The sequence below is a fragment of the Arcobacter lacus genome, assembly GCF_003063295.1.
Lineage (GTDB): Bacteria > Campylobacterota > Campylobacteria > Campylobacterales > Arcobacteraceae > Aliarcobacter > Aliarcobacter lacus.
The window spans coordinates 179,452-199,455 of the sequence record NZ_MUXF01000005.1 but is presented as its reverse complement, the minus strand read 5'-3'; the positions used below and the strand labels follow the sequence as shown (position 1 = coordinate 199,455).

Genomic DNA, 20,004 nt, shown 5'->3' with positions numbered 1-20,004 from the left:
TTATTACTCCTTAGTAATGCTAATCCCTTGCTTTAAATTTGCAAGAGAATATAAATCATCAATTTTGATATATCTTGTATTATTAGGCACATCTATTACTAAATTTTTGTGCAAACTATCTTTTTCTACTATTTCAATAATTTTAAAATCTTTATCATAAAAAACTATACTTGGATACCAACTATTATTTATATTTGAACTTATGCTAATAGCACCTGTATTTGATATTTCAATAATATATGGTTTATTTGGTTTTTTTAATGATAAACTTTTATTATTTATTAAATCTTCAGTTTTATAAACTGTAGAGTTAGTTGAATCAATAAAATAACTCCACTTAAGATTTCCCTCTCTTTTTATATCTACAATACTACTGTTTGTACTTTGTAATTCTTGAGATAATCTGAGAGGGTTTATGGCGGCTGCAGTTTTTAATCTAATAGTCCATTTTAACTGATCTTCTATAACTACTTCACTTTGAGTTATAAAATTTTGTTGTCCAATAGCTTTTAATATATCATTTATATTTTTCATTGATTTTTTTGCATTTGCATTAAAACTAAAAGATACTTCAATATCTTTAGTTCCTCCTAAATCTAATTTTAGAAGATTATTATTTGATAATTCTTGAGTAATTTTTACATAATCAATTTGACCATTTTTATAAAATGAACTTGAATTTTTGAAAATATGATTAATTAAATTCCTATGCGTATTATAATCACTAGCTCCTAGTAAATTTTGAACTGCGTCATTTATACTTGCATTTGAAGTCACACATAAAGCAATAATTAGGATTAATTTTTTTATCATATTTTACTCTTTTTATCTTTTTAGGTTATAAATCAATATTCCCGCTGCAACTGAAACATTTAAAGAATCAAATTCATGTTCCATTTTTATAGATACTTTTAAGTCCAATTTTTTAGCAACTTTTGGAGAAATACCTTCTCCTTCACTTCCTAAAAATAGAGCTACTTTATCACTTTTTTCTATTTTTCCATATTTTTTTAAATCAACACCATCCATTGTTGCACCAATCAAAGTAAATCCAGCATCTATTAATTCACTTGCTAAATCTGCACTTCTTGGATGAATACAAAATGGTAAATCAAGTAATGCTCCAGCACTTGTTCTTACAATTCCAGAGTTATTTATAGTTTTTATATTTGATGCAATTATTCCATCAATTCCTAAAGAATAAGCTGTTCTAGCAATAGCTCCAATGTTTCCAACATCAGTTACTCCATCTAAAACTAAAATAAAATTCATCGCTTTTAATTCTTTTATCGGTGCATAGTCAAACTGACTCAACTTTAAAAAAAATCCTTGATGATTTCCACCTTTTGCTAAAGCTTGCGCTTTTTGGTTATCTAGTCTATGGATTTTTTTACCTAATTTTAAAAATTTTGAAAATAGTTTATTATCTATCTCTTTTGAAAGAAAAACTTCTTCAACTAATTTTGGGTGATTTTCAAGTACATAAAGTACTATTTGTTTTCCGTATATTATCATGACGGCATGTTATCCAAAAATTGTTGATAAACCTCTTTGATAGATTGTCCTGTCATTTTTGCAATTAATTTTGCTTTTGTTTTTGGAGGTAAATCTAAAGGTAATATATCATTTAGTTCAAGATTTAAACCAATTTTTTCTTTTGGTTCAATTACTACAACCCATTCACCTTTTATATTTATATTTTTAAACTCTTCAAAAAGATTTGAAGCGCTATTTTTATAAGTAGTTTGATGAAGTTTTGTTATCTCTTTTGCTAAAAATATTGTTCTATTTGGCTCTTTTTCATTTAACTCTTCAAGAAGTTTTAAAAGCCTATGAGGTGATTCATAAAGGATTGATAGTTTATCATCATTTAAAATCTCATCGAGTTTTGAAGCACGACTTGCTCCTTTATGGTCTAAAAATCCATAAAAAGAAAAAGTAGTTTGTGTAAATCCACTCATTGCATAAGCAGTTAAAATTGCATTTGCACCAGGAAGAACATCATAAGGAATTTGATTTTTTATACAAAAATCTACAAGCGTAGCACCTGGGTCACTAACACAAGGCATTCCTGCATCGCTTACATAAACAACATTTTTAGAAAAAGTATCTTTGTCTAAAGTTTTTAATATTTGATTTTCATTATGAGAGTGAAAAGATTTATACTCTTTATTTGAAAAGTCTAAGTTATACTTTTCACCTAAAAGGTTTAGAAGTTTTTTTGTTACTCTTGTATCTTCACAAAAGATTAATTCCGACTCTTCAAGAACTTTAAGTGACCTCGAAGAGATATCTTCTAAATTTCCAATCGGAGTCGGAACTAAGCATAACATAGTATTTTACTACTATTTAGCCATGTTATATTTAGCTTTGAATTTCTCAACTCTTCCTGCAGCATCAACAAGTTTTTGCTCACCAGTGAAGAATGGGTGACAAGAAGAACAAATATCGATTTTTAAAGTCTCAACATTTGATTTTGTTTCAAAACTATTACCACAAGCACAAGTTACTGTACAAACTTTGTAGTCTGGATGAATATCTTTTTTCATTCCATTTTCCTTAATTAAATTAATGTAAGATAAAAGGTCAAGTCCTTGCAAGCCCTTTACCAAACTCTTTAGGGTTGTGATTATATCGAGAAATACTTAAGTATATCTGAATTTAAGTTATCTATTATATTTGAAGTCTTATTTAAAAATTGACCTTTATTGAAAGTATTTTGTCTTTTTGCAAGTTTCATTGTATTTTGTGAAATTTTTTCTTCTAACTCTTCTTTAGACAATTTTCCATCTAAATATTCAAATGTTTCGACAATACCAATAGATGACATACAATTTGGAGCTCTTGTATATTTTTTTTCTAAATAAATAATTTCATCAATCAAACCTGATTTTATCATAGTATTTGTTCTTGATGCAACTCTTTTTTTTAGCTCTTCTTTTTCCCATAAAATTTCAAATATCTTTAAATCTTTTGCAAGTGGAATTTTAGGATTTTTTTCAAAATATAAAGTTGGAGTTAAGCCTGTTTGTTTATAAATTGCATAAGCTTTTTCTACTCGATATTTATCATTTTTTTCTATCTTTTTCATATACACTTCATCCAATGAATACAATAAATCATAAGCTTCTGCTACACTAATATCTAATTTTATTTTTGTTTCAATTCCTAAAGACAATCCATCAATTAAAGCTTTTAAGTAAAATCCTGTACCACCAACTATAATCAAATTTTTATCATTTTTTAAAGCATACTCTTTAGCTTTTTTGTATAACTCCATAAAACAAACCACATCAAATTCAACATTTGGATAAACTTCATCTATTCCAAAATGTAAAATTTCACCTCTTTCTTCTAAAGTTGGTTTTGCAGAAACAATATCTATTTCTTTGTAAACGCACAAAGAGTCCAATGATAAAATTATAGAATTTGTTTTTGAGGCAATTTCAAGAGATAAAGCAGTTTTTCCTGATGCAGTTGAACCAATAATTGCTATTTCTTTCATTTTATTACTTTTTTACTTTCACAAATTTCTAATTTTTTATTAAGTTCATTTATCTCTTTTTCTTTTTCAATAATTGTTTTTAATAGTTTTGAAATATCATTTGATTGTGAATTTGTAATTTCATCCTGAGTTTTTGAAGAACAAGCACTAAAATTTAGAATTAAAAATAGACTTAAAATAAATAAAACAATTTTTTTCATATATTCTCTTTTTTATAAAATATTTTTCATTATAACCCAAAAAGGTTTAATTTAATTAATCTAGGATAAAATCCCTGCTATGAAAAAATTGATGAAAAAACTTAATGATTTTAGCGAACTTGTAATGTTCCAACACTCTATTTTTGCTTTACCATTTATTTTTATAGCTATGGTTGTAGCAGCAAATGGTTGGTTTGGTTTTAAACTTTTGGTACTTGGTGTTTTAGCAGCTGTTACTGCACGAAATTTTGCTATGGGATTTAATAGATATATGGATAGAGATATCGATGCTTTAAATCCACGAACTATAAATCGTCCAAATGTAGATGGAAGAATTAGTGCAAATGCTATGTTTATTTTTGTAGTGGTTAATGCACTTTTATTTATATTGGTTGCTTATTTTGTAAATGATTTAGCATTTATTTTATCATTACCTATTTTAATAATCATTGGTTCTTACTCTTATTTTAAAAGATTTTCATATCTTGCACACATTATTTTAGGAATTTCTTTAGCTCTTGCACCAATTGCAGGTGTAGTTGCTGTTAGTGAAAATATACCTTTATGGGTAATATTTTTAAGTATTGGTGTTATGTTTTGGGTTGCTGGTTTCGATTTACTTTATTCTTTACAAGATATAGAAGTAGATAAAAAACTTGGTCTTCACTCTGTTCCTTCTGTATTTGGAGTAGAAAAAACTATGCTTTTTTCAAAAGTATTTCACGCACTAACAGTAATATTTTGGCTTTTATTTGTAATCTACTCAAGTAGCTCATATTTTGCATATCTTGCCGTAATAATAAGTGCTTTGATGCTTAGTTATGAACACTATTTAGTAAATAAAGATTTTAAAAAAATTGATAGAGCATTTTTTACTGTAAATGGTTATTTAGGAATAGTTTTCTTCCTTTTAATAGTTTTAGATAATATCTTTTTTTAAAATTTAAGAAATATTAGGATAGACTTACATCCTAATTTTAGGTGCGTCTGTAGTTCAACTGGATAGAATAACCGGTTTCGACCCGGTGGGTTGTGGGTTCGACTCCTACCAGGCGTGCCATTTTATAATCGAACTCAATCCAAAAAATACCACTAATATATAACTTTTCAAACTTTATATTTAATTCAAAATATTTACCTGTAAAATTTTTAAATCCAATTTCTTATAATTTTTTCTTCTATTTATGATAATTATTTGATATAATTTATTCATTCCAACAGTGAGGAGGAAGTTAAATGAAAAAATTATTTTTATTTTTAATTATTTTAAATAGCATAGTTTTTGGAGTTACTTTTGAAGATGGTAAGAAAGCATTATTAATGAATGATTATCAAAAAGCTTTTAAAATATTTGATGATTTAGCTTCAAAAGGTGATGCAAAAGCACAATATGGACTTGGATTTATGTATGAAACAGGAAAAGCCGTAAAAATGAATAAAAAAGAAGCGATTAAATGGTATAAAAAATCATCAAAACAAGGTTATAAAAAAGCTCAAAAAGCTCTTGATGGAATTTGCAATGAAAATCCTTTTATTTGTAGATAAATTAAAGATTTTTAAGCATCACTAAATTAACTCTTTTGTATTTTGGTTTAAAATTAGGAATTTCTTCAAATCCTAATTTTTTATACAAACTTACAGCAGGTGTTAAAACACTATTTGTTTCTAAAAATATAGTTTTACCACCTCTATTTTTAGCTTCATTTATAACTGCTTGAGATAAAAATAAACCTAATTTTAAACCTTGTACTTTTGATAAAACAGCCAATTTAGCTAATTCAAAATCAAAGTTTTCATTTTTTGATTTTATTAAAGCACAAGTTCCAACTACCTCATCTTTATATAAAGCTAAAAAAATTTCTCCACCAATATCGATAATATATTTTTCAGGTTCATTCAATACTTTTATATCTGATTCTTCTACTTCAAAATATTCACCAATCCACCAAAGATTTATCTTTTTAAAATCTTCTTTGTATTTTGGCGAAAATTTTACTATCTTTATATCTTCACTCATTTGGTATTTCTAAAAATCTTTAAAATTTCCTATTATCTCTTTTGCTTTTTGTAAAGCTTTATCACTACTATCTTTATCAAATGTAAGTGCAACAGCCATTCTTCTTCCAACATGGCTTTGTGGTTTTCCAAATACTCTAATAATTGAATCTTTTGTAAATGAAGAATCAAAAATATCAATTTGAGGATTGAAGCTATCGCCACTTGCTTTATATGCAGCACTTGCACCTGCTCCATAAGTTATAAAATCAATTGGTAAACCCAAAACTGCTCTTACATGAAGTGCAAACTCACTAGCACTTTGAGTAATCATAGTAACCATTCCAGTATCATGTGGTCTTGGACTTACTTCACTAAAATAAACATCATCACCTTTTACAAATAACTCAACTCCAAAAATCCCACGTCCACCTAAACCATCAGTTATAGTTTTTGCTATTTCTTGAGATTTTTTAACTGCAATTTCACTCATATTCATTGGTTGCCATGAGAAGATATAGTCACCATCTTTTTGGATATGTCCAATTGGTTCACAAAATACTGTATCTTTTCCATTTCTAACAGTTAACATTGTAATTTCATAATCAAAAGTGATAAACTCTTCAACGATTAATTCACTAGCATCACCTCTAGCTTCTTTTGCCATTTCCCATGATTTTTCTAAATCAGCTTCACTTCTTGCAACACTTTGCCCATGACCAGAAGAACTCATAACAGGTTTAATAACACAAGGAAATCCAATAACACTTGCAGCTTCTTTTAAAGCTTCAAAAGTTGTTACAAATTTATATTTACTTGTTGGAAGTTTTAGTTGTTCTGCTGCAAACTCTCTGATATTTTTTCTATTCATAGTTTTATTAACTGCATCAGCATTTGGAATTACATGAAATCCCTCTTTTTCAGCATCAAATAAAGCTTGAATATTTATAGCTTCAACTTCAGGAAGAATATAAGTTGGTTTTTCTCTTCTTATAATATCAAGAAGTTGATTTTTATCTTTCATATTTATTGTATATGATTTATTTGCTACAAGTTGAGCTGGTGCGTTGTTGTAACTATCAACTGCTATTGTTTCTATTCCTAATCTTTGAGCTTCAATTATTACTTCTTTTCCAAGTTCTCCACTTCCAAGAAGCATAATTTTTATAGAGTCATACTTTAAAGGTGCTGTAAATTTCATATTTTTCCTTTTTATTATAAATTGTTAAAGAGTAACCGTAAAAACTTTTTTTACAGCACCTTTGAAATAAATTGTATTATCTTTGATTGATAAAGTTAATTCTTCGCCACTTTTTGGATAAACAAAAGTAATATCATTTACCAGTTTTAAGCTATTCGCTCTTAGAAAACTTGCTGCCATTCCTGTTCCACAAGCTAGAGTTTCACCTTCAACTCCTCTTTCATAAGTTCGTACTTTTATTGTTTTATTTTCTATTTTTGCAAAATTAACATTTGCATTATATTTATATCTCATTTTTGCACATAACTCATGGTTATAAAGATTTAAGTCATCAACTATTGTTACAAGATGAGGAACTCCAGTATCCACTAAATGCCAAATAAATCCATCTTCACTAAACTCTTCATTTATAACTTTTGCTTTAGTTAATTGAGTTTCAACAATATCATTTTCAACAATAGCTTTTATAATTCCAGCACCAGTTAAAAATCTTGCTTGATTTTTAGTTATTAAACCATTTGTATAAGCATAATGAGTTACTGCTCTTGTTGCATTTCCACACATAGAAGCATCACTTCCATCGCTATTATAAAATAACCATTTGAAGTCTGCTTCATTTGTTGGAACTAAAACTACAAAACCATCTGCTCCAATACCTTCAGTTCTATTACATAATTTTATTGCTTCAGCTTTATAATCTTTTTCAATAAATGAGTGTGAAATGATAAAATCATTCCCACTTGCACTATATTTTGTGTATGTCATATAATCTCTCCAATTACTCTTTCAACTTCATTTTGTAAATGTTTTAAATCTTTTGAATTATCTATTACCATGTCAGCAAGCTTTTTTTTCTCTTCAATATCCATTTGATTTGAGATTTTTAGTTTTGCCTCTTTTTCATCTATATTATCTCTTTTCATAAGCCGTTGTATTTGTAACTCTTTTGGAGTATAAATAACTAAAGATTTAGAAATTGGATAATGCATTTTTTCAAAAAAAAGTGGAATATCTACAAAATATGGTTTATTTTGTTCTTCATATATTTTTGACTCTTTAATAATCTCTTCTTTGATTAAAGGGTGAAGTAGAGCCTCAAGTTTTAACTTGTTTTCCTCATTTGAAAAAATGATTTTTCCAAGTTCTTTTCTTAAAACTTTTCCATTTTCAACATACTCTTTTCCAAACATCTCTTCTATTTTTGAAGAATTTTCGTCTAAAAGTTTATGTGCGATTTTATCAGCATCAATAGTTAGAAACCCATGAAGTTTCAAAAGATTACAAACTGTACTTTTACCAGTTGAAATTCCACCTGTTAAGGCGATAGCATTTTTAAATAAATCATTACTCATAGTTTGGATTTTACTACAATAATGATTTATTTAAATTTAAAATTTATCTTTTTGCAATTCCAGTTAAAGCTTTGTACTCTCCTGCTGGGAATACAAAAGAAGCATTATGAATCTCTGCTGAATAATATTGTAAATCATCAAGTAAATCAGCTCTTTGAAGATTTAAGTCTGCAGTTGGATGATATTTTTTTGATGCAATGATTGAAGTATTATGTCCAAACTTAAATGGCATAGCTATCCAAAATTTTGAACCAACAAGTTTTAAATCACTAAATAGTTGTTCTTCATCTTCTGAAAAAGATTTTGTAGCAAAAGATATAAGTCCATCATCTTTTAATATTCTTTCAATATTTGCAAGTAATAGTTCATCAATTTTTACATCTGTTAAAATTATAACATCAATGTTTTTTTCATTGTGTGATTTTAAAAATGCTAAATCTCCAAATTCAATACTTGAAATTTTGTTATGTTTTGAAGCTTCTATTTTCAAATTATCATTAATTGTTCCAATTACTAGAACTTTTAAAGCTTCTTTATGTGTACAAAGTGGTATATGTACCATCATTTCATTAAATGCGTTATTATGTTTCATTATATATAGTCCTTAAAATTTATAAATATTTTGCTATAATACCCAAAAATTTTTAAAGTAATCGCAAGATTTGTAAAATATAGATACAAAAAGGTGAATAATGGCAACAGTTAGTTACAAAGATGCAGGTGTTGATATAGATGCGGGAAATCAATTCGTAGAAAATATCAAACCATATGTTAAATCAACAGTAATTCCAGGAGTTTTAGGTGGAATTGGTTCTTTTGCAGGAGCATTTGAGTTACCAAGTGGTTACAAAAAACCTGTAATTTTATCTGGAACAGATGGTGTTGGAACTAAGTTAAAACTTGCAATTGATGCAAAAAAATTTGATACTGTTGGAATTGACTTAGTTGCTATGTGTTCAAATGATTTACTTTGTAACTTTGGAGAACCATTATTTTTCCTAGATTATTATGCAACTGCAAAACTTGATGTTAACGAAGCTACACAAGTAGTAAAAGGAATTGCAGAAGGTTGTATAAGAAGCGAATGTGCGCTAGTTGGTGGTGAAACTGCTGAAATGCCAGGTATGTACAAAGAAGGTGATTTCGATTTAGCTGGTTTTTGTGTAGGAATTGCAGAAAAAGATGAGCTTGATAGAATTTCAAAAGTAAAAGCTGGAGATATCTTGATAGCACTTCCAAGTTCAGGTGTTCACTCAAATGGTTTTTCATTAGTTAGAAAACTGCTTTTAGAAAAATTAGGAATGAGTTTAGAAGATGATTTCCAAGGTAAAAAACTAAAAGACGTTTTATTAGAGCCAACAAGAATTTATGTAAAAGAGTTCAAAGCTAATAAAGATAAAATCAATGCTTTAGCACATATCACTGGTGGTGGAATTACTGAGAATTTACCAAGGGTTTTACCTGAAAATTTAACAGCAGTTGTTGAAAGAAGTAAAATCAAAGTTTTACCAATCTTTGAATTTATGAGTAAACACGTAGAACTTGAAGAGATGTATAGAACATTTAATATGGGTGTTGGAATGGTACTTGTAGTAAATCCTTCAAATGTAGATGCGATTTTAGCTAATACTGATGGATATATAATTGGTGAACTAAAATCAGGTGAAAGAAAAGTAGAATTTATCTAAGATAAATTTAATCAATTAAAAAAGGGTGAGTATAAAAACTCACCCTTTTTTTATCTCTTCATAATATTTTAAAATCTCAACAACTTTTGAAGCATATCCCCACTCATTGTCATACCATAAAAGAAGTTTTATCATATTATTTTTAACCTCTAAATATCTATGGTCAATTATCGTTGTATATTTCTCTTTTTTAAAATCACTTGAAACTAATGGTTCAAAGTTATTTAAAACAATAGGAAATTTCTGATTTTTTTCAAAATCTAAAAAAAGTTTTGTTATTTCATCTTTTGTTGAAGTTTGTTTTGTAAATAAAGTCACATTTATAGCTCCAACTGTATCTGTTGGAACTCGCAAAGAGTTTGAAGATATCAATTCACTATTAAATTTAGAAAGTACATAAGAACACGCTTTTATTGTTGTAGTACGACTTGGAATTATATTTTGAGTTGAACTTCTTCCAAATTCAAAATTCAAATCAACATCTCTAGTTGCACTTCCAACATAGTTACCATCAAGAACTCTTTGGTGATTAAGTAGTGGATGAATGGTTACTATATCACCACAAATTATCTCTTTTTTATCATCAATTAGTTTTAAAGCAGGAAGTAAAGATGTAGCATTACATGAACTTGTTGAAATTATTTTATGAAGATCTATATCAAGTTTCTCTTCATTTGCTCCTAAAATTAGATTTATATGAGCATTTTTATTTGGATGAGTTAAAAATATAGCTTTTACGGGAAGTTTCTCTAAAAGTTTTGCATCTTCTTTTTTCCCACTGCAATCAATTATAATATCTACATTCTTTAGGTCAATTTTATCTAAAGAATCGAAATGTGTGATTTTTATTTTTGATTTAGAGTTTTGAATATAATTATCTTCAATAATTTTAAATTTATCTTCTAATTTACCATAAGTTGAATCATAGTTTATTGAATAAACTATATTTTCAATATATGGATTTATTTCATTTATAGCAACAACTTCAAAATCTTTATTTTCTAAAAGCTGTTTTAAAACAGCTTTTCCAATTCTTCCTGCTCCATTTAGGAGTATTTTTGTACTCATAAGCTAACCTATACTATATTTTTTAATCGTAGTATAGTTTATTTTTATTTATAGACTTATTTCTTTTCCATTTCAATAAATAAAATATGACTTTTTACGATTGGATTTATAGTTAATTTATCAACATCAACTATTTCCATAGCATCACCATTTTCTAAAATAGTACCATTTATTTCAGCTTTTCCTTCAATTTGTACAAAATATACTTGCCTATTTTTTTCTATTTTATATTCAAGTTTTTTATCAAATTCGCTAACATAAATATTTATATCTTGATAGATTTTTATTTTGCTATCACCATTCAAAGAAGATACAATATTTAATAATTTATTTTCTCTTTCATTTTCTTCAAATTTAAAAGAACCATAAAGTCTTGGAAGTCCACTTTTTGGTGGAATAATCCATATTTGCAAAAGTCTTAAATCATCACTTTCATGAAGATTATGTTCACTATGATAAATACCATCACCAGCACTTAGATATTGAACTTCACCTCTTTTTAAAGTCTCACTATTTCCCATAGAATCTTTGTGAGTAATCTCACCATTTATAACATAAGAAATAATTTCCATATTTGCATGAGGATGAGTATCAAATCCACTTCTTGGGTGAACAATATCATCATTTAAAACTCTTAAAACTCCAAAATTTATATTGTTTGGATTTCTATACTCTGCAAAACTAAAATGAAAACGACTCTCTAACCAACCAAGATTAGATGTTCCCATATTTTCTTTTGGTAATTTTCTTAGCATTTTTACTCCTTAATTAGAGTTTCAAATTGTTCTAAAATTCGTTCTAAACTATCTTCCTTACATTTTTTTTCATAAGTTGCTATTATTTCTCTTGGCATTACAACTGCTCCAAGTCTTGTAAATTGACTTCTTAAAGCATTTAATAAATCTTGCCCTCCACTTCCAGAATGAGTCGCTAATTGAATTTTTTTCAAAGAAAATAGTTTTCTAAAATTATCTCCTATTCTTGAAATCCAAGCTATTGCATTTACTAATACTGGTGGAACACCATAGTTATATTCAGGGGAAACAAATACATAAGCAGTTGCTTCTTCCATCTGTTTTGCTAAATCAAGAGCAACTTGAGGAATACCATCATTTTGTTCTTTAAATGTATCATACATTGGTAGATTTAAATCTACAAGATTTATTATCCTTGAATCTATTTTTTTACTCTCTAATTTACTTTTTACTAGATTTGCAAGACTCATATTTTCATTTAGACTTGCTACAAAAATCAGTACCATCTTAACTCCTTTTTATTAATTATTTACTCTCATCAAAAATAAAACTTTCCATCGATATATTTGTATATAAGATTTCACTATTAAATGATTTTCCATTTTTATTTATTGCACTTCCGAAGGCTATAAATAAAGGTAAGAAATGCTCACTCGATGGATGGTTTTTATAAAAGTTTACATCTTTATTTATATTTATTAAATCTTTTTCATTACCATTTTCTATAATATATTTTATTTTGTCATTAAACTCTTTTGCATAATTTTTTGGAATTAAGTTATAACTCATATCACCTAGATTATGAGTTATTCCTCCACTACAAATAATCATAGCATCATTTTTAAAATCTTTTAATTTTTCACCTAATTGAATTAATTCTGTAGCTGAATATGATATAGGAATACTTAACTGTAAAACAGGAATATTTAATTTTTCATATAAAAGTGCTAAAACATTCCATACACCATGGTCATAACTTTTTCTATTTTCATCAATTGATATATTTATATTATCTTTTTTTAGTTCTTCAATTAAATTATTTGTTAAATTTTTATCACTATTTATTTCATACTTAACTTTATATAATTCATCTTCAAAACCATAAAAATCATACATTATTTTATTTGTATCAGGGCTAATAGTTTTTAAATCTTTTGTAACATAATGTGCTGATACTATTATTATATATTTTGGAACTTTTAAAGTTAGTCCAAATTTTTGGAAATTTCTTTTTGATTTAGAATCACTCAAAATTATATTTGGAGCTCCGTGTGAAATAAATAGTGTTGGATACATAATATTTATAATTTAGCTAAAAATTATTTAGCTAAATTCCCTTCTATATCAATAGTTAATTTTACTTCATCACTAACTGCAACTCCACCCGTTTCTAACACTTTATTCCAAGTAATTCCAAAATCACTTCTGTTGATTTTTCCACTTAATGCAAATCCAGCTTTTTCTCCAACTACTCCACCATTTTCAAGTTGAAGTTTAATGTTTTTTGTAACACCTTTCATTGTTAAATCACCATAAACTAAATCTTTCTCAACTTTTGTTGATTTAAAAATAATTTTTGGGAATTTTTGTGCAGCAAAAATTTCATCAGCTTTTAAATGAGCATCTCTTTTTTCATCAGCAGTATTGATTGAATCTACAACAATTTCACCACTTACAGATTTTAACTTATTTGTTTTTTCATCATATTCAAAAGTTCCAGATACATCATTAAATTTTCCTGTTACATTTGATATCATCATGTGTTTTACTGTAAAACCAGCATTTGAGTGACTAGCATCAACATTGTAATTTCCTGCAAATAAAGCTGTTGAAACAGCAAGTGATAATAAACCTAATTTTAATTTTTTCATAATTTTTCCTTTTTTTTAATATATTACTAATTAGTACATATAAAGCAAAAAAATATTAATTTGCTTTATAAACCTTATTTAACAAACCATATAAAGTATCTAATTCTTCATCATTTAAAACTTCCATTGCTTTAGTTAAGTTTTTTGCATGATTTGGAAAAACTTCTTCAATAATCTCTTTACCTTTTTGCGTAATAGATAAAATTGATGCTCTATTGTCATTTGGATCTTTTACTGATGTTATCCAATTATCTCTTTTAAGATTTTTTACAACAACAGTTATATTTCCTGGTGTACTCATAGTTAATTTTGTAATTGAGCCTATGTTTAAATCACCTAAATGATATAAAACTTCTAACACTTTAAATTGATTAAACGTAAGATTATGTTTTGATAAATAATTAATTGTTAAATTAGCGATTTTTAAACTTGCTTTTTCTAATCTAACAACAGTTTTCATAGATTTATCAGTTCTAATTCCATATGTTTTTAACGATTTATTATTCATTACATTCTCCATAAGTGAAATTATAGTACTAATTAGTAATAAATGTCAAGAGTAAAATATATAAATTTCAAAATTTCTTTATAAGGCTTTTATTTTAGGGATTTTGTAGGTTAAACCTATTTTAACATTTTTATTAAAATAGGTTTTTTTGTAGGTTATTTTGTTTCTTTTTTCTTTTCAGTTACTTTTTTATTTGTTTTTTTCTTATCTTCTTTTTTCTCTTCAGGTTTTGGTTCTTCTATTAAATTTCCTTTAATATTTATTGTAAGTTTTATCTCATCAGAAACAGCAATAGAACCAGTTTCTAAAAGTTCATCCCAACTAATATCAAAGTAACTTCGTTTTGTTTCACCTTTCATTGAAAATATTACTTGTTTATCTAAAAACGCTTGATTTTCTAACTCAAGTTTTATATTTTTTGTAACATTTCTTATTGTTAAGTCTCCATAAACAATATTGTCTTCAATTTTAGTTGATTTAAAAAAGATTTTTGGAAATTTTTTTACATTTAAAATATCCTCAGATTTTAAATGTTCATCTCTTTTTTCATCGGCTGTATTAATCGATGATACAACTATTTCTCCTTTTAAAGATTTTAATTTATTTGTCTCTTCATCATATTCAAAATTTCCAGACATATCATTAAATGCTCCAGTTACATTTGTAACTTTTAAATGTTTAACTGTGAAATTTGCATTTGAAAGAGTTGTATCAATAGCATAATTTCCTGCAAATAAAGTCGTTGTAACAGCAAATGACACTAAAGTTGATTTCAAAAAATTCATCAATTTTCCTTTTTTATAAATATTTTGGATTATAACTAATTATAGTTAAAACGAATTTCTATTTAGACTCCTAAAGTTAAAAATAATCTTGATTTAGATAAAATATTCCGTTTTACTGACTGAAAAATTATTAAGGATAAATGAAATGTTATTAACACCAGGACCAACTCCCGTACCAGAATTTGCTAGAAAAGCAATGTCTGATATTACTATTCATCATAGAACTCCTGAGTTTGAAGCAATTTTTGAAAAAACTAGAAATTTATTATTGGAACTTTATGGAATGCCAGAAGTTTTAATGTTGGCTTCAAGTGGAACAGGAGCAATGGAAGCTTGTATAACAAACTTAACAAATAAAAAAGCTCTTACAATAAACTCTGGAAAATTCGGAGAAAGATTTGGAAAGATTTGTAATGCTTTTGATATCGAATATACAGAAATTAAAAACGAATGGAATACTCCAGTTAATGTTGAAGAAGTTGTAAATACTATAAAAAATGATTCTACTATTGATGCAATTTTTGTACAAATTTGTGAAAGTGCTGGAGGATTAAGACATCCAGTTGAACAAATCGCGGCAGAAGTAAAAAAAATCAACCCAAATATTATGATTATTGCAGATGGTATCACTGCTGTTGGGGTTGAAAAAATCGATGTTACAAATCTTGATGCAGTTATTACTGGAAGTCAAAAAGCATTTATGTTACCTCCAGGTCTTGCTATGATTGGTTTATCTTCTAAAGCTGTTGAAAAAATTGAAGCAAATCCAAAAGGTTACTATTTTAACTTAGCGATTGAACTAAAAAATCAAAGAAAAAATACAACTGCTTGGACAGCAGCGACAACACTTATCATTGGTCTTGGTGCAATTTTAGAAAAACTAAAAACTGATGGATTTGATACTTTATACACAAACACTGCATTAAGGGCAAAAGCAACTAGAGAAGCTTTAAAAGCTATAGGATTTGATATTTATCCAAAAAGTCCAGCAAATGCAATGACAACTGTTTATACAGAAAAATCAAATGAAATTAGAAAAATCTTAAAAAATAAATATAATGTAAATATTGCTGGTGGTCAAGATCACTTAAGTGGAAAAATCTTTAGAATAAATCACATGGGATTAGTTGAAGATTTTGAAGCTTCTTGGGCTGTAAATGCAGTAGAATTAACTCTTGATGATTTAGGAATTAGAACATTTGATGGTACTGCAAACAAAGTTTTTGCAATGACAATGTTTAAAGGAAATAATAAATAATGATTTTTGAACACGAAATTCCAAAAGGAAGTAGATTATACTTTGGAAAATTGGCAAAAGCAAAAAGAGTATTAGAAAATCAAGTTTGTGATATTTTAGATAAAGCTGGATTTGAAGAGATATTAACTCCAAACTTTTCATATTCTCAACATCAAGCAATTGCAAATGAAAAAAAGTTGATAAAATTTTCAGATGAACAAAATGAACAAGTTTCTTTAAGAGCTGATTCAACTTTGGATGTTGTAAGAATTATCACAAAAAGATTGGGAAGAACAACAAAACATAAAAAATGGTTTTATGTTCAACCAATTTTTTCTTATCCATCAACAGAAGAGTACCAAATTGGTTGTGAATGGATAGATCATAATAATATTGCTGATATTATGAATTTAACAGCAAATATTCTAAATTCTTTAAAAATTGAGCCTATTTTACAAATATCAAATATCAATATTCCGAAATTGGTTTGTAGTGAATTAAATCTAGATATTTCTTTATTAAAAAATGGAGAAATGTCTGAATTATTTAAATTAAATTGCGATTGGTTAAATAAACTTATAAAAGTAAAAGATGTAGCAAGTTTACAAAGTGTAATCGAACTTGTTCCAGATAGTATAAAAAAAGAGTTAGAAAAACTTCTTTCAAAAGCAAAAGAAGTAAAATATTCAAATATCATTATTGCTCCACTTTATTATGGAAGTTTAAAATATTATGATGATATTTATTACAGAGTAATAGATAAAAATTTACTTTTATGTAATGGTGGGATGTATTCAAGTAATGGACTTAGTTCATTAGGATTTGCATTATATACAGATAATTTATTAAAAATGTTAGAGGGTTGAAATGAAAGCAGATGTAATAGTTGGTATTCAGTGGGGAGATGAAGGAAAAGGTAAAATAGTAGATATGCTAGCACAAAAATATGATATGGTTTGTAGAAGCCAAGGTGGTCATAATGCTGGTCATACTATTTGGGTTGATGGAGTAAGATATGCTCTTCAACTAATTCCTTCAGGAATTTTAAATCCAAAAGCTATAAATGTTATTGGAAATGGTGTTGTTGTATCTCCTTTAAATATAATTAAAGAAATGAGTCAATTTACAAATTTAGAAGGAAGATTATTCATTTCTGATAAAGCTCATTTAAATTTGCCATTTCACGCTTTAATTGACCAAGCAAAAGAGAGATTAAAAGGTGACAAAGCTATTGGAACAACAGGAAAAGGAATAGGACCTACTTACGCAGAAAAAGTGAGTCGTACTGGTTTTAGAATGGGTGAACTTTTAAATCCAGTAAAACTTTGTGATGATATTTTAGAATATTTTAAACAAAATAGAGCAATATTTGATGTATTGGATATACAAACTCCAAATAAAGATGAGTTATTAGTTGAATTAGGTGAATATAAAGAAAAATTAAGTGCATTTATTACAAATACAACTAACCTTGTTTGGAAAGCAATAGATGAAAACAAAAGAATCCTTTTAGAGGGTGCTCAAGGAACAATGCTTGATATTGACCATGGAACTTATCCTTATGTAACAAGTTCTAGTACAGTTAGTGCTGGTTCTTGTACAGGGTTAGGAATAAATCCAAAAGATATTGGAATTATTACTGGAATTGTAAAAGCTTACTGTACAAGAGTAGGAAATGGACCTTTCCCTACTGAAGATTTTACCGAGGCTGGAAAAATAATAGGTGAAGTTGGAAAAGAGTTTGGAACAGTAACAGGAAGAAAAAGAAGATGTGGTTGGTTTGATGCCGTTGCAGTTAGATATGCAAGTAGATTAAATGGTTGTGATCAATTAGCTTTAATGAAACTTGATGTTTTAGATGGTTTTTCTAAAATAAAAGTTTGTGTTGCTTATGAACTTGATGGAGAAAGAATAGATTATATGCCATCAAATATGCAAGATGTAAAAGCAATCTATGAAGAGATAGATGGTTGGGATAGTGTAGTTGGTATAAAAGAATTTGACAAACTTCCAACAAATGCCAAAAAATATATAGAAAAAATAGAAGAAATAACTTCTGTAAAAGTTGGGATTATTTCAACTTCTCCAGAAAGAGCAGACACAATTATAAGAGGGTAAAAAGATGAGATTAAAGTTACATCACACACCGTATGTTTCAAGAAGAATTACAAGAGATTTAATCAATTGTGATTTTGTAGAAATTAGAAAAGAAAAAAATAGTATTGAAGCAGAAATTGAAAGAATACTTGATACTGACATTGAAAAAGAGTTTGCTCTAGATGAAAAAGTTCAAGAAATTTTAGATGCACAAGAGGAAGAGATTGAGTATCTAAATGCTGATAGAAGACAACTTTTTTGGATGACTAAAAAAAGATTAGCAAATGACTTTGGTGTTATTTTAAACAATGAAGATAGATTTTCAGATATTGCTCATAAAATTTTAGATTATTTATGGGAAGAAGATTTTATTCATTATGTTTGTTCTGATAATCAAGTTAAAAATGTAATTTTTGCTTCTTTAGATGACTTTATAAAAGGTTTTGAAAAAGCAGATAGTGAAGTTTTAACAAAACTAAGAAATTATAAAAGAAAGTTAATTCCAGGAACTGAAGATTATGACTTAGTTTATCATAGACTTTACGAAGAAGAATTAATAAAAAGAGGATTAATTTAATGCAAAAAGTATGGATATATTTAGAAAATGGAACTTTTTTAGAAGCAAAATCTTTTGGTGCAATAGGAACTGCTGTTGGAGAAATAGTTTTTAATACTTCATTAACTGGTTATCAAGAAATTATCTCTGACCCATCTTATGCTGGACAATTTATCACTTTTACAATGCCAGAAATTGGAAATGTTGGTGTAAATGATGATGATATGGAAAGTAAAATTTGTCATTGTAAAGGTGTTTTAGTTAGAAACTATCACAATGACTATTCAAATTATAGAGCACAAAATAATTTAGATAATTTATTAAAAGAACATGGTATTTTAGGAATTTGTGATATAGATACAAGATATTTAACTAAAATGCTTAGAGATGAAGGGGCTATGATGATGATAGCTTCAACAGAGATTTCATCTAAAGAAGAATTAGCAAAACAATTAAAAGTAAGCCCTAGAATTGAAGATATAAACTATATAGAAATAGTTTCTACAAAAGAAGCATATATTCATAAATCAGGAAGCTGGAATCATGCTATAAAAGCTTATGATAAAGCTGTGATGAGTGATAAAAAAGTAGTTGTTATTGACTTTGGAGTTAAAAGAAATATTTTAAATGAATTAGTTCAAACTGGACTTGAAGTAGAAGTTATACCATCTTCATTTAAAGGTGAAGACTTAATAGCAAGATTTGAAGCTAAAGAAATAGGTGGAGTATTTTTATCAAATGGTCCAGGAGATCCTCTAACTCTTGTAAATGAAAAAGTAGAAATTCAAAAATTAATAAATGCAAATATCCCAATATTTGCTATTTGTTTAGGACATCAATTACTTTCTATTGCTCATGGATATGATACTTATAAATTAAAATTTGGACAACACGGTGGTAACCATCCAGTTTCAAATAATGGAGTAGTTGAAATAACTGCACAAAATCACAACTATAATGTACCAGATAATATAGTTGAAATTGCAGATATAACTCATATTAACTTATTTGACAATACAATAGAAGGTGTTAAATATAAAAATAAAGAGATTTTTTCTGTTCAACATCACCCAGAAGCAAGTCCTGGTCCACATGAATCAAAATATATATTCAAACAATTTGCAGAGATAGTGAAATAATTTTCGCTGTCTCAAACTAAAACTTTTATTTAATCCTAATTTTTTAC

At 27.2% G+C, this 20,004-nt stretch carries 26 protein-coding genes and 1 tRNA gene; 9 read left to right on the top strand and 18 right to left on the bottom strand.

Going from position 1 to position 20,004, the window contains the following annotated elements; all coding sequences use genetic code 11:
• Window positions 1–3 precede the first annotated feature (3 nt).
• The 6 genes from B0175_RS04420 to B0175_RS04395 all read right to left on the bottom strand — a co-directional run bounded on the left by B0175_RS04420 (window position 4) and on the right by B0175_RS04395 (window position 3,705).
• Complete coding sequence (locus B0175_RS04420) at window positions 4–813, bottom strand: hypothetical protein (RefSeq protein WP_108527456.1); 810 nt, start codon at window positions 811–813, stop codon at window positions 4–6.
• 12 nt (window positions 814–825) lie between these two features.
• On the bottom strand, window positions 826–1,515 hold the full coding sequence (rlmB, locus tag B0175_RS04415) for a 23S rRNA (guanosine(2251)-2'-O)-methyltransferase RlmB (protein WP_004510195.1): 690 nt from the start codon (window positions 1,513–1,515) through the stop codon (window positions 826–828).
• Window positions 1,512–2,333 (bottom strand): 16S rRNA (cytidine(1402)-2'-O)-methyltransferase, encoded by an 822-nt coding sequence (gene rsmI, locus B0175_RS04410; RefSeq protein WP_108527455.1) that lies wholly within the window; start codon window positions 2,331–2,333, stop codon window positions 1,512–1,514. The genes rlmB and rsmI overlap by 4 nt, the downstream gene beginning before the upstream one ends.
• A gap of 12 nt (window positions 2,334–2,345) precedes the next feature.
• Window positions 2,346–2,549 (bottom strand): 50S ribosomal protein L31, encoded by a 204-nt coding sequence (rpmE, locus tag B0175_RS04405; protein ID WP_004510193.1) that lies wholly within the window; start codon window positions 2,547–2,549, stop codon window positions 2,346–2,348.
• A gap of 80 nt (window positions 2,550–2,629) precedes the next feature.
• The gene (miaA, locus tag B0175_RS04400) at window positions 2,630–3,505 is read right to left on the bottom strand and encodes a tRNA (adenosine(37)-N6)-dimethylallyltransferase MiaA (RefSeq protein ID WP_108527454.1); all 876 of its coding nucleotides are present in this window, start codon (window positions 3,503–3,505) and stop codon (window positions 2,630–2,632) included.
• Window positions 3,502–3,705, bottom strand: a complete 204-nt coding sequence (locus B0175_RS04395) for a hypothetical protein (RefSeq protein ID WP_108527453.1) — start codon at window positions 3,703–3,705, stop codon at window positions 3,502–3,504. The genes miaA and B0175_RS04395 overlap by 4 nt, the downstream gene beginning before the upstream one ends.
• Window positions 3,706–3,784: 79 nt before the next feature.
• Here B0175_RS04395 and mqnP point away from each other — a divergent pair, with 79 nt between their 5' ends.
• The 3 genes from mqnP (at window position 3,785) to B0175_RS04380 (ending at window position 5,250) form a co-directional block, all read left to right on the top strand.
• Window positions 3,785–4,645, top strand: coding sequence for a menaquinone biosynthesis prenyltransferase MqnP (gene mqnP / locus B0175_RS04390; RefSeq protein ID WP_108527452.1), 861 nt, complete (start codon window positions 3,785–3,787; stop codon window positions 4,643–4,645).
• A 43-nt stretch (window positions 4,646–4,688) separates the two neighbouring features.
• Window positions 4,689–4,765, top strand: a tRNA-Arg gene (locus B0175_RS04385).
• A 176-nt stretch (window positions 4,766–4,941) separates the two neighbouring features.
• Window positions 4,942–5,250 carry a tetratricopeptide repeat protein gene (locus B0175_RS04380; RefSeq protein ID WP_108527451.1) on the top strand — a complete coding sequence of 103 codons (309 nt, stop codon included), beginning with the start codon at window positions 4,942–4,944 and terminating at the stop codon, window positions 5,248–5,250.
• 1 nt (window position 5,251) lies between these two features.
• Here B0175_RS04380 and B0175_RS04375 read toward each other — a convergent pair whose 3' ends face one another.
• Genes B0175_RS04375 through B0175_RS04355 form a run of 5 tightly spaced genes read right to left on the bottom strand, consistent with a single transcriptional unit; the run spans window position 5,252 to window position 8,845 of the window.
• The gene (locus B0175_RS04375; protein ID WP_108527450.1) at window positions 5,252–5,722 is read right to left on the bottom strand and encodes a GNAT family N-acetyltransferase; all 471 of its coding nucleotides are present in this window, start codon (window positions 5,720–5,722) and stop codon (window positions 5,252–5,254) included.
• A 9-nt stretch (window positions 5,723–5,731) separates the two neighbouring features.
• Window positions 5,732–6,901 carry a formate-dependent phosphoribosylglycinamide formyltransferase gene (gene purT / locus B0175_RS04370; protein WP_108527449.1) on the bottom strand — a complete coding sequence of 390 codons (1,170 nt, stop codon included), beginning with the start codon at window positions 6,899–6,901 and terminating at the stop codon, window positions 5,732–5,734.
• Window positions 6,902–6,925: 24 nt separating this feature from the next.
• Window positions 6,926–7,666 carry a diaminopimelate epimerase gene (dapF, locus tag B0175_RS04365; protein ID WP_108527448.1) on the bottom strand — a complete coding sequence of 247 codons (741 nt, stop codon included), beginning with the start codon at window positions 7,664–7,666 and terminating at the stop codon, window positions 6,926–6,928.
• Window positions 7,663–8,253: a dephospho-CoA kinase gene (coaE, locus tag B0175_RS04360; RefSeq protein WP_108527447.1), complete on the bottom strand. Its 591-nt coding sequence runs from the start codon at window positions 8,251–8,253 to the stop codon at window positions 7,663–7,665. The genes dapF and coaE overlap by 4 nt, the downstream gene beginning before the upstream one ends.
• A gap of 43 nt (window positions 8,254–8,296) precedes the next feature.
• The gene (locus tag B0175_RS04355; protein WP_108527446.1) at window positions 8,297–8,845 is read right to left on the bottom strand and encodes a spermine/spermidine synthase domain-containing protein; all 549 of its coding nucleotides are present in this window, start codon (window positions 8,843–8,845) and stop codon (window positions 8,297–8,299) included.
• Between the two features lie 100 nt (window positions 8,846–8,945).
• On the opposite strand from B0175_RS04355, the gene purM reads away from it, so the two are divergent.
• Complete coding sequence (gene purM / locus B0175_RS04350) at window positions 8,946–9,941, top strand: phosphoribosylformylglycinamidine cyclo-ligase (RefSeq protein ID WP_108527445.1); 996 nt, start codon at window positions 8,946–8,948, stop codon at window positions 9,939–9,941.
• A gap of 39 nt (window positions 9,942–9,980) precedes the next feature.
• Here the strand turns inward: purM and B0175_RS04345 are convergent, their stop codons facing one another.
• From B0175_RS04345 to B0175_RS04315, 7 genes are all read right to left on the bottom strand, one after another.
• Window positions 9,981–11,009 (bottom strand): glyceraldehyde 3-phosphate dehydrogenase NAD-binding domain-containing protein, encoded by a 1,029-nt coding sequence (locus tag B0175_RS04345; protein ID WP_108527444.1) that lies wholly within the window; start codon window positions 11,007–11,009, stop codon window positions 9,981–9,983.
• 56 nt (window positions 11,010–11,065) lie between these two features.
• The gene (locus tag B0175_RS04340) at window positions 11,066–11,764 is read right to left on the bottom strand and encodes a pirin family protein (RefSeq protein ID WP_108527443.1); all 699 of its coding nucleotides are present in this window, start codon (window positions 11,762–11,764) and stop codon (window positions 11,066–11,068) included.
• Window positions 11,765–11,766: 2 nt separating this feature from the next.
• Window positions 11,767–12,270, bottom strand: coding sequence for an NADPH-dependent FMN reductase (locus tag B0175_RS04335; RefSeq protein WP_108527442.1), 504 nt, complete (start codon window positions 12,268–12,270; stop codon window positions 11,767–11,769).
• A gap of 19 nt (window positions 12,271–12,289) precedes the next feature.
• Window positions 12,290–13,015: a DODA-type extradiol aromatic ring-opening family dioxygenase gene (locus B0175_RS04330; RefSeq protein WP_265735063.1), complete on the bottom strand. Its 726-nt coding sequence runs from the start codon at window positions 13,013–13,015 to the stop codon at window positions 12,290–12,292.
• 68 nt (window positions 13,016–13,083) lie between these two features.
• Window positions 13,084–13,635, bottom strand: coding sequence for a YceI family protein (locus tag B0175_RS04325; RefSeq protein ID WP_108527440.1), 552 nt, complete (start codon window positions 13,633–13,635; stop codon window positions 13,084–13,086).
• Window positions 13,636–13,690: 55 nt separating this feature from the next.
• On the bottom strand, window positions 13,691–14,143 hold the full coding sequence (locus B0175_RS04320; protein WP_108527439.1) for a MarR family winged helix-turn-helix transcriptional regulator: 453 nt from the start codon (window positions 14,141–14,143) through the stop codon (window positions 13,691–13,693).
• A 155-nt stretch (window positions 14,144–14,298) separates the two neighbouring features.
• On the bottom strand, window positions 14,299–14,928 hold the full coding sequence (locus B0175_RS04315; RefSeq protein WP_108527438.1) for a YceI family protein: 630 nt from the start codon (window positions 14,926–14,928) through the stop codon (window positions 14,299–14,301).
• A 145-nt stretch (window positions 14,929–15,073) separates the two neighbouring features.
• Here B0175_RS04315 and B0175_RS04310 point away from each other — a divergent pair, with 145 nt between their 5' ends.
• Genes B0175_RS04310 through carA form a run of 5 tightly spaced genes read left to right on the top strand, consistent with a single transcriptional unit; the run spans window position 15,074 to window position 19,957 of the window.
• Window positions 15,074–16,186, top strand: a complete 1,113-nt coding sequence (locus B0175_RS04310) for a pyridoxal-phosphate-dependent aminotransferase family protein (RefSeq protein ID WP_108527437.1) — start codon at window positions 15,074–15,076, stop codon at window positions 16,184–16,186.
• The gene (locus B0175_RS04305) at window positions 16,186–17,031 is read left to right on the top strand and encodes an ATP phosphoribosyltransferase regulatory subunit (protein ID WP_012012029.1); all 846 of its coding nucleotides are present in this window, start codon (window positions 16,186–16,188) and stop codon (window positions 17,029–17,031) included. Before B0175_RS04310 ends, B0175_RS04305 begins: the two co-directional genes overlap by 1 nt.
• 1 nt (window position 17,032) lies before the next feature.
• On the top strand, window positions 17,033–18,283 hold the full coding sequence (locus B0175_RS04300; RefSeq protein ID WP_108527436.1) for an adenylosuccinate synthase: 1,251 nt from the start codon (window positions 17,033–17,035) through the stop codon (window positions 18,281–18,283).
• A 4-nt stretch (window positions 18,284–18,287) separates the two neighbouring features.
• A complete protein-coding gene (locus tag B0175_RS04295) occupies window positions 18,288–18,839 on the top strand; it encodes a DUF507 family protein (protein WP_108527435.1) in 552 nt (183 codons plus the stop codon).
• Window positions 18,839–19,957, top strand: coding sequence for a glutamine-hydrolyzing carbamoyl-phosphate synthase small subunit (gene carA, locus B0175_RS04290; protein WP_108527434.1), 1,119 nt, complete (start codon window positions 18,839–18,841; stop codon window positions 19,955–19,957). Before B0175_RS04295 ends, carA begins: the two co-directional genes overlap by 1 nt.
• Window positions 19,958–20,004: the final 47 nt, after the last annotated feature.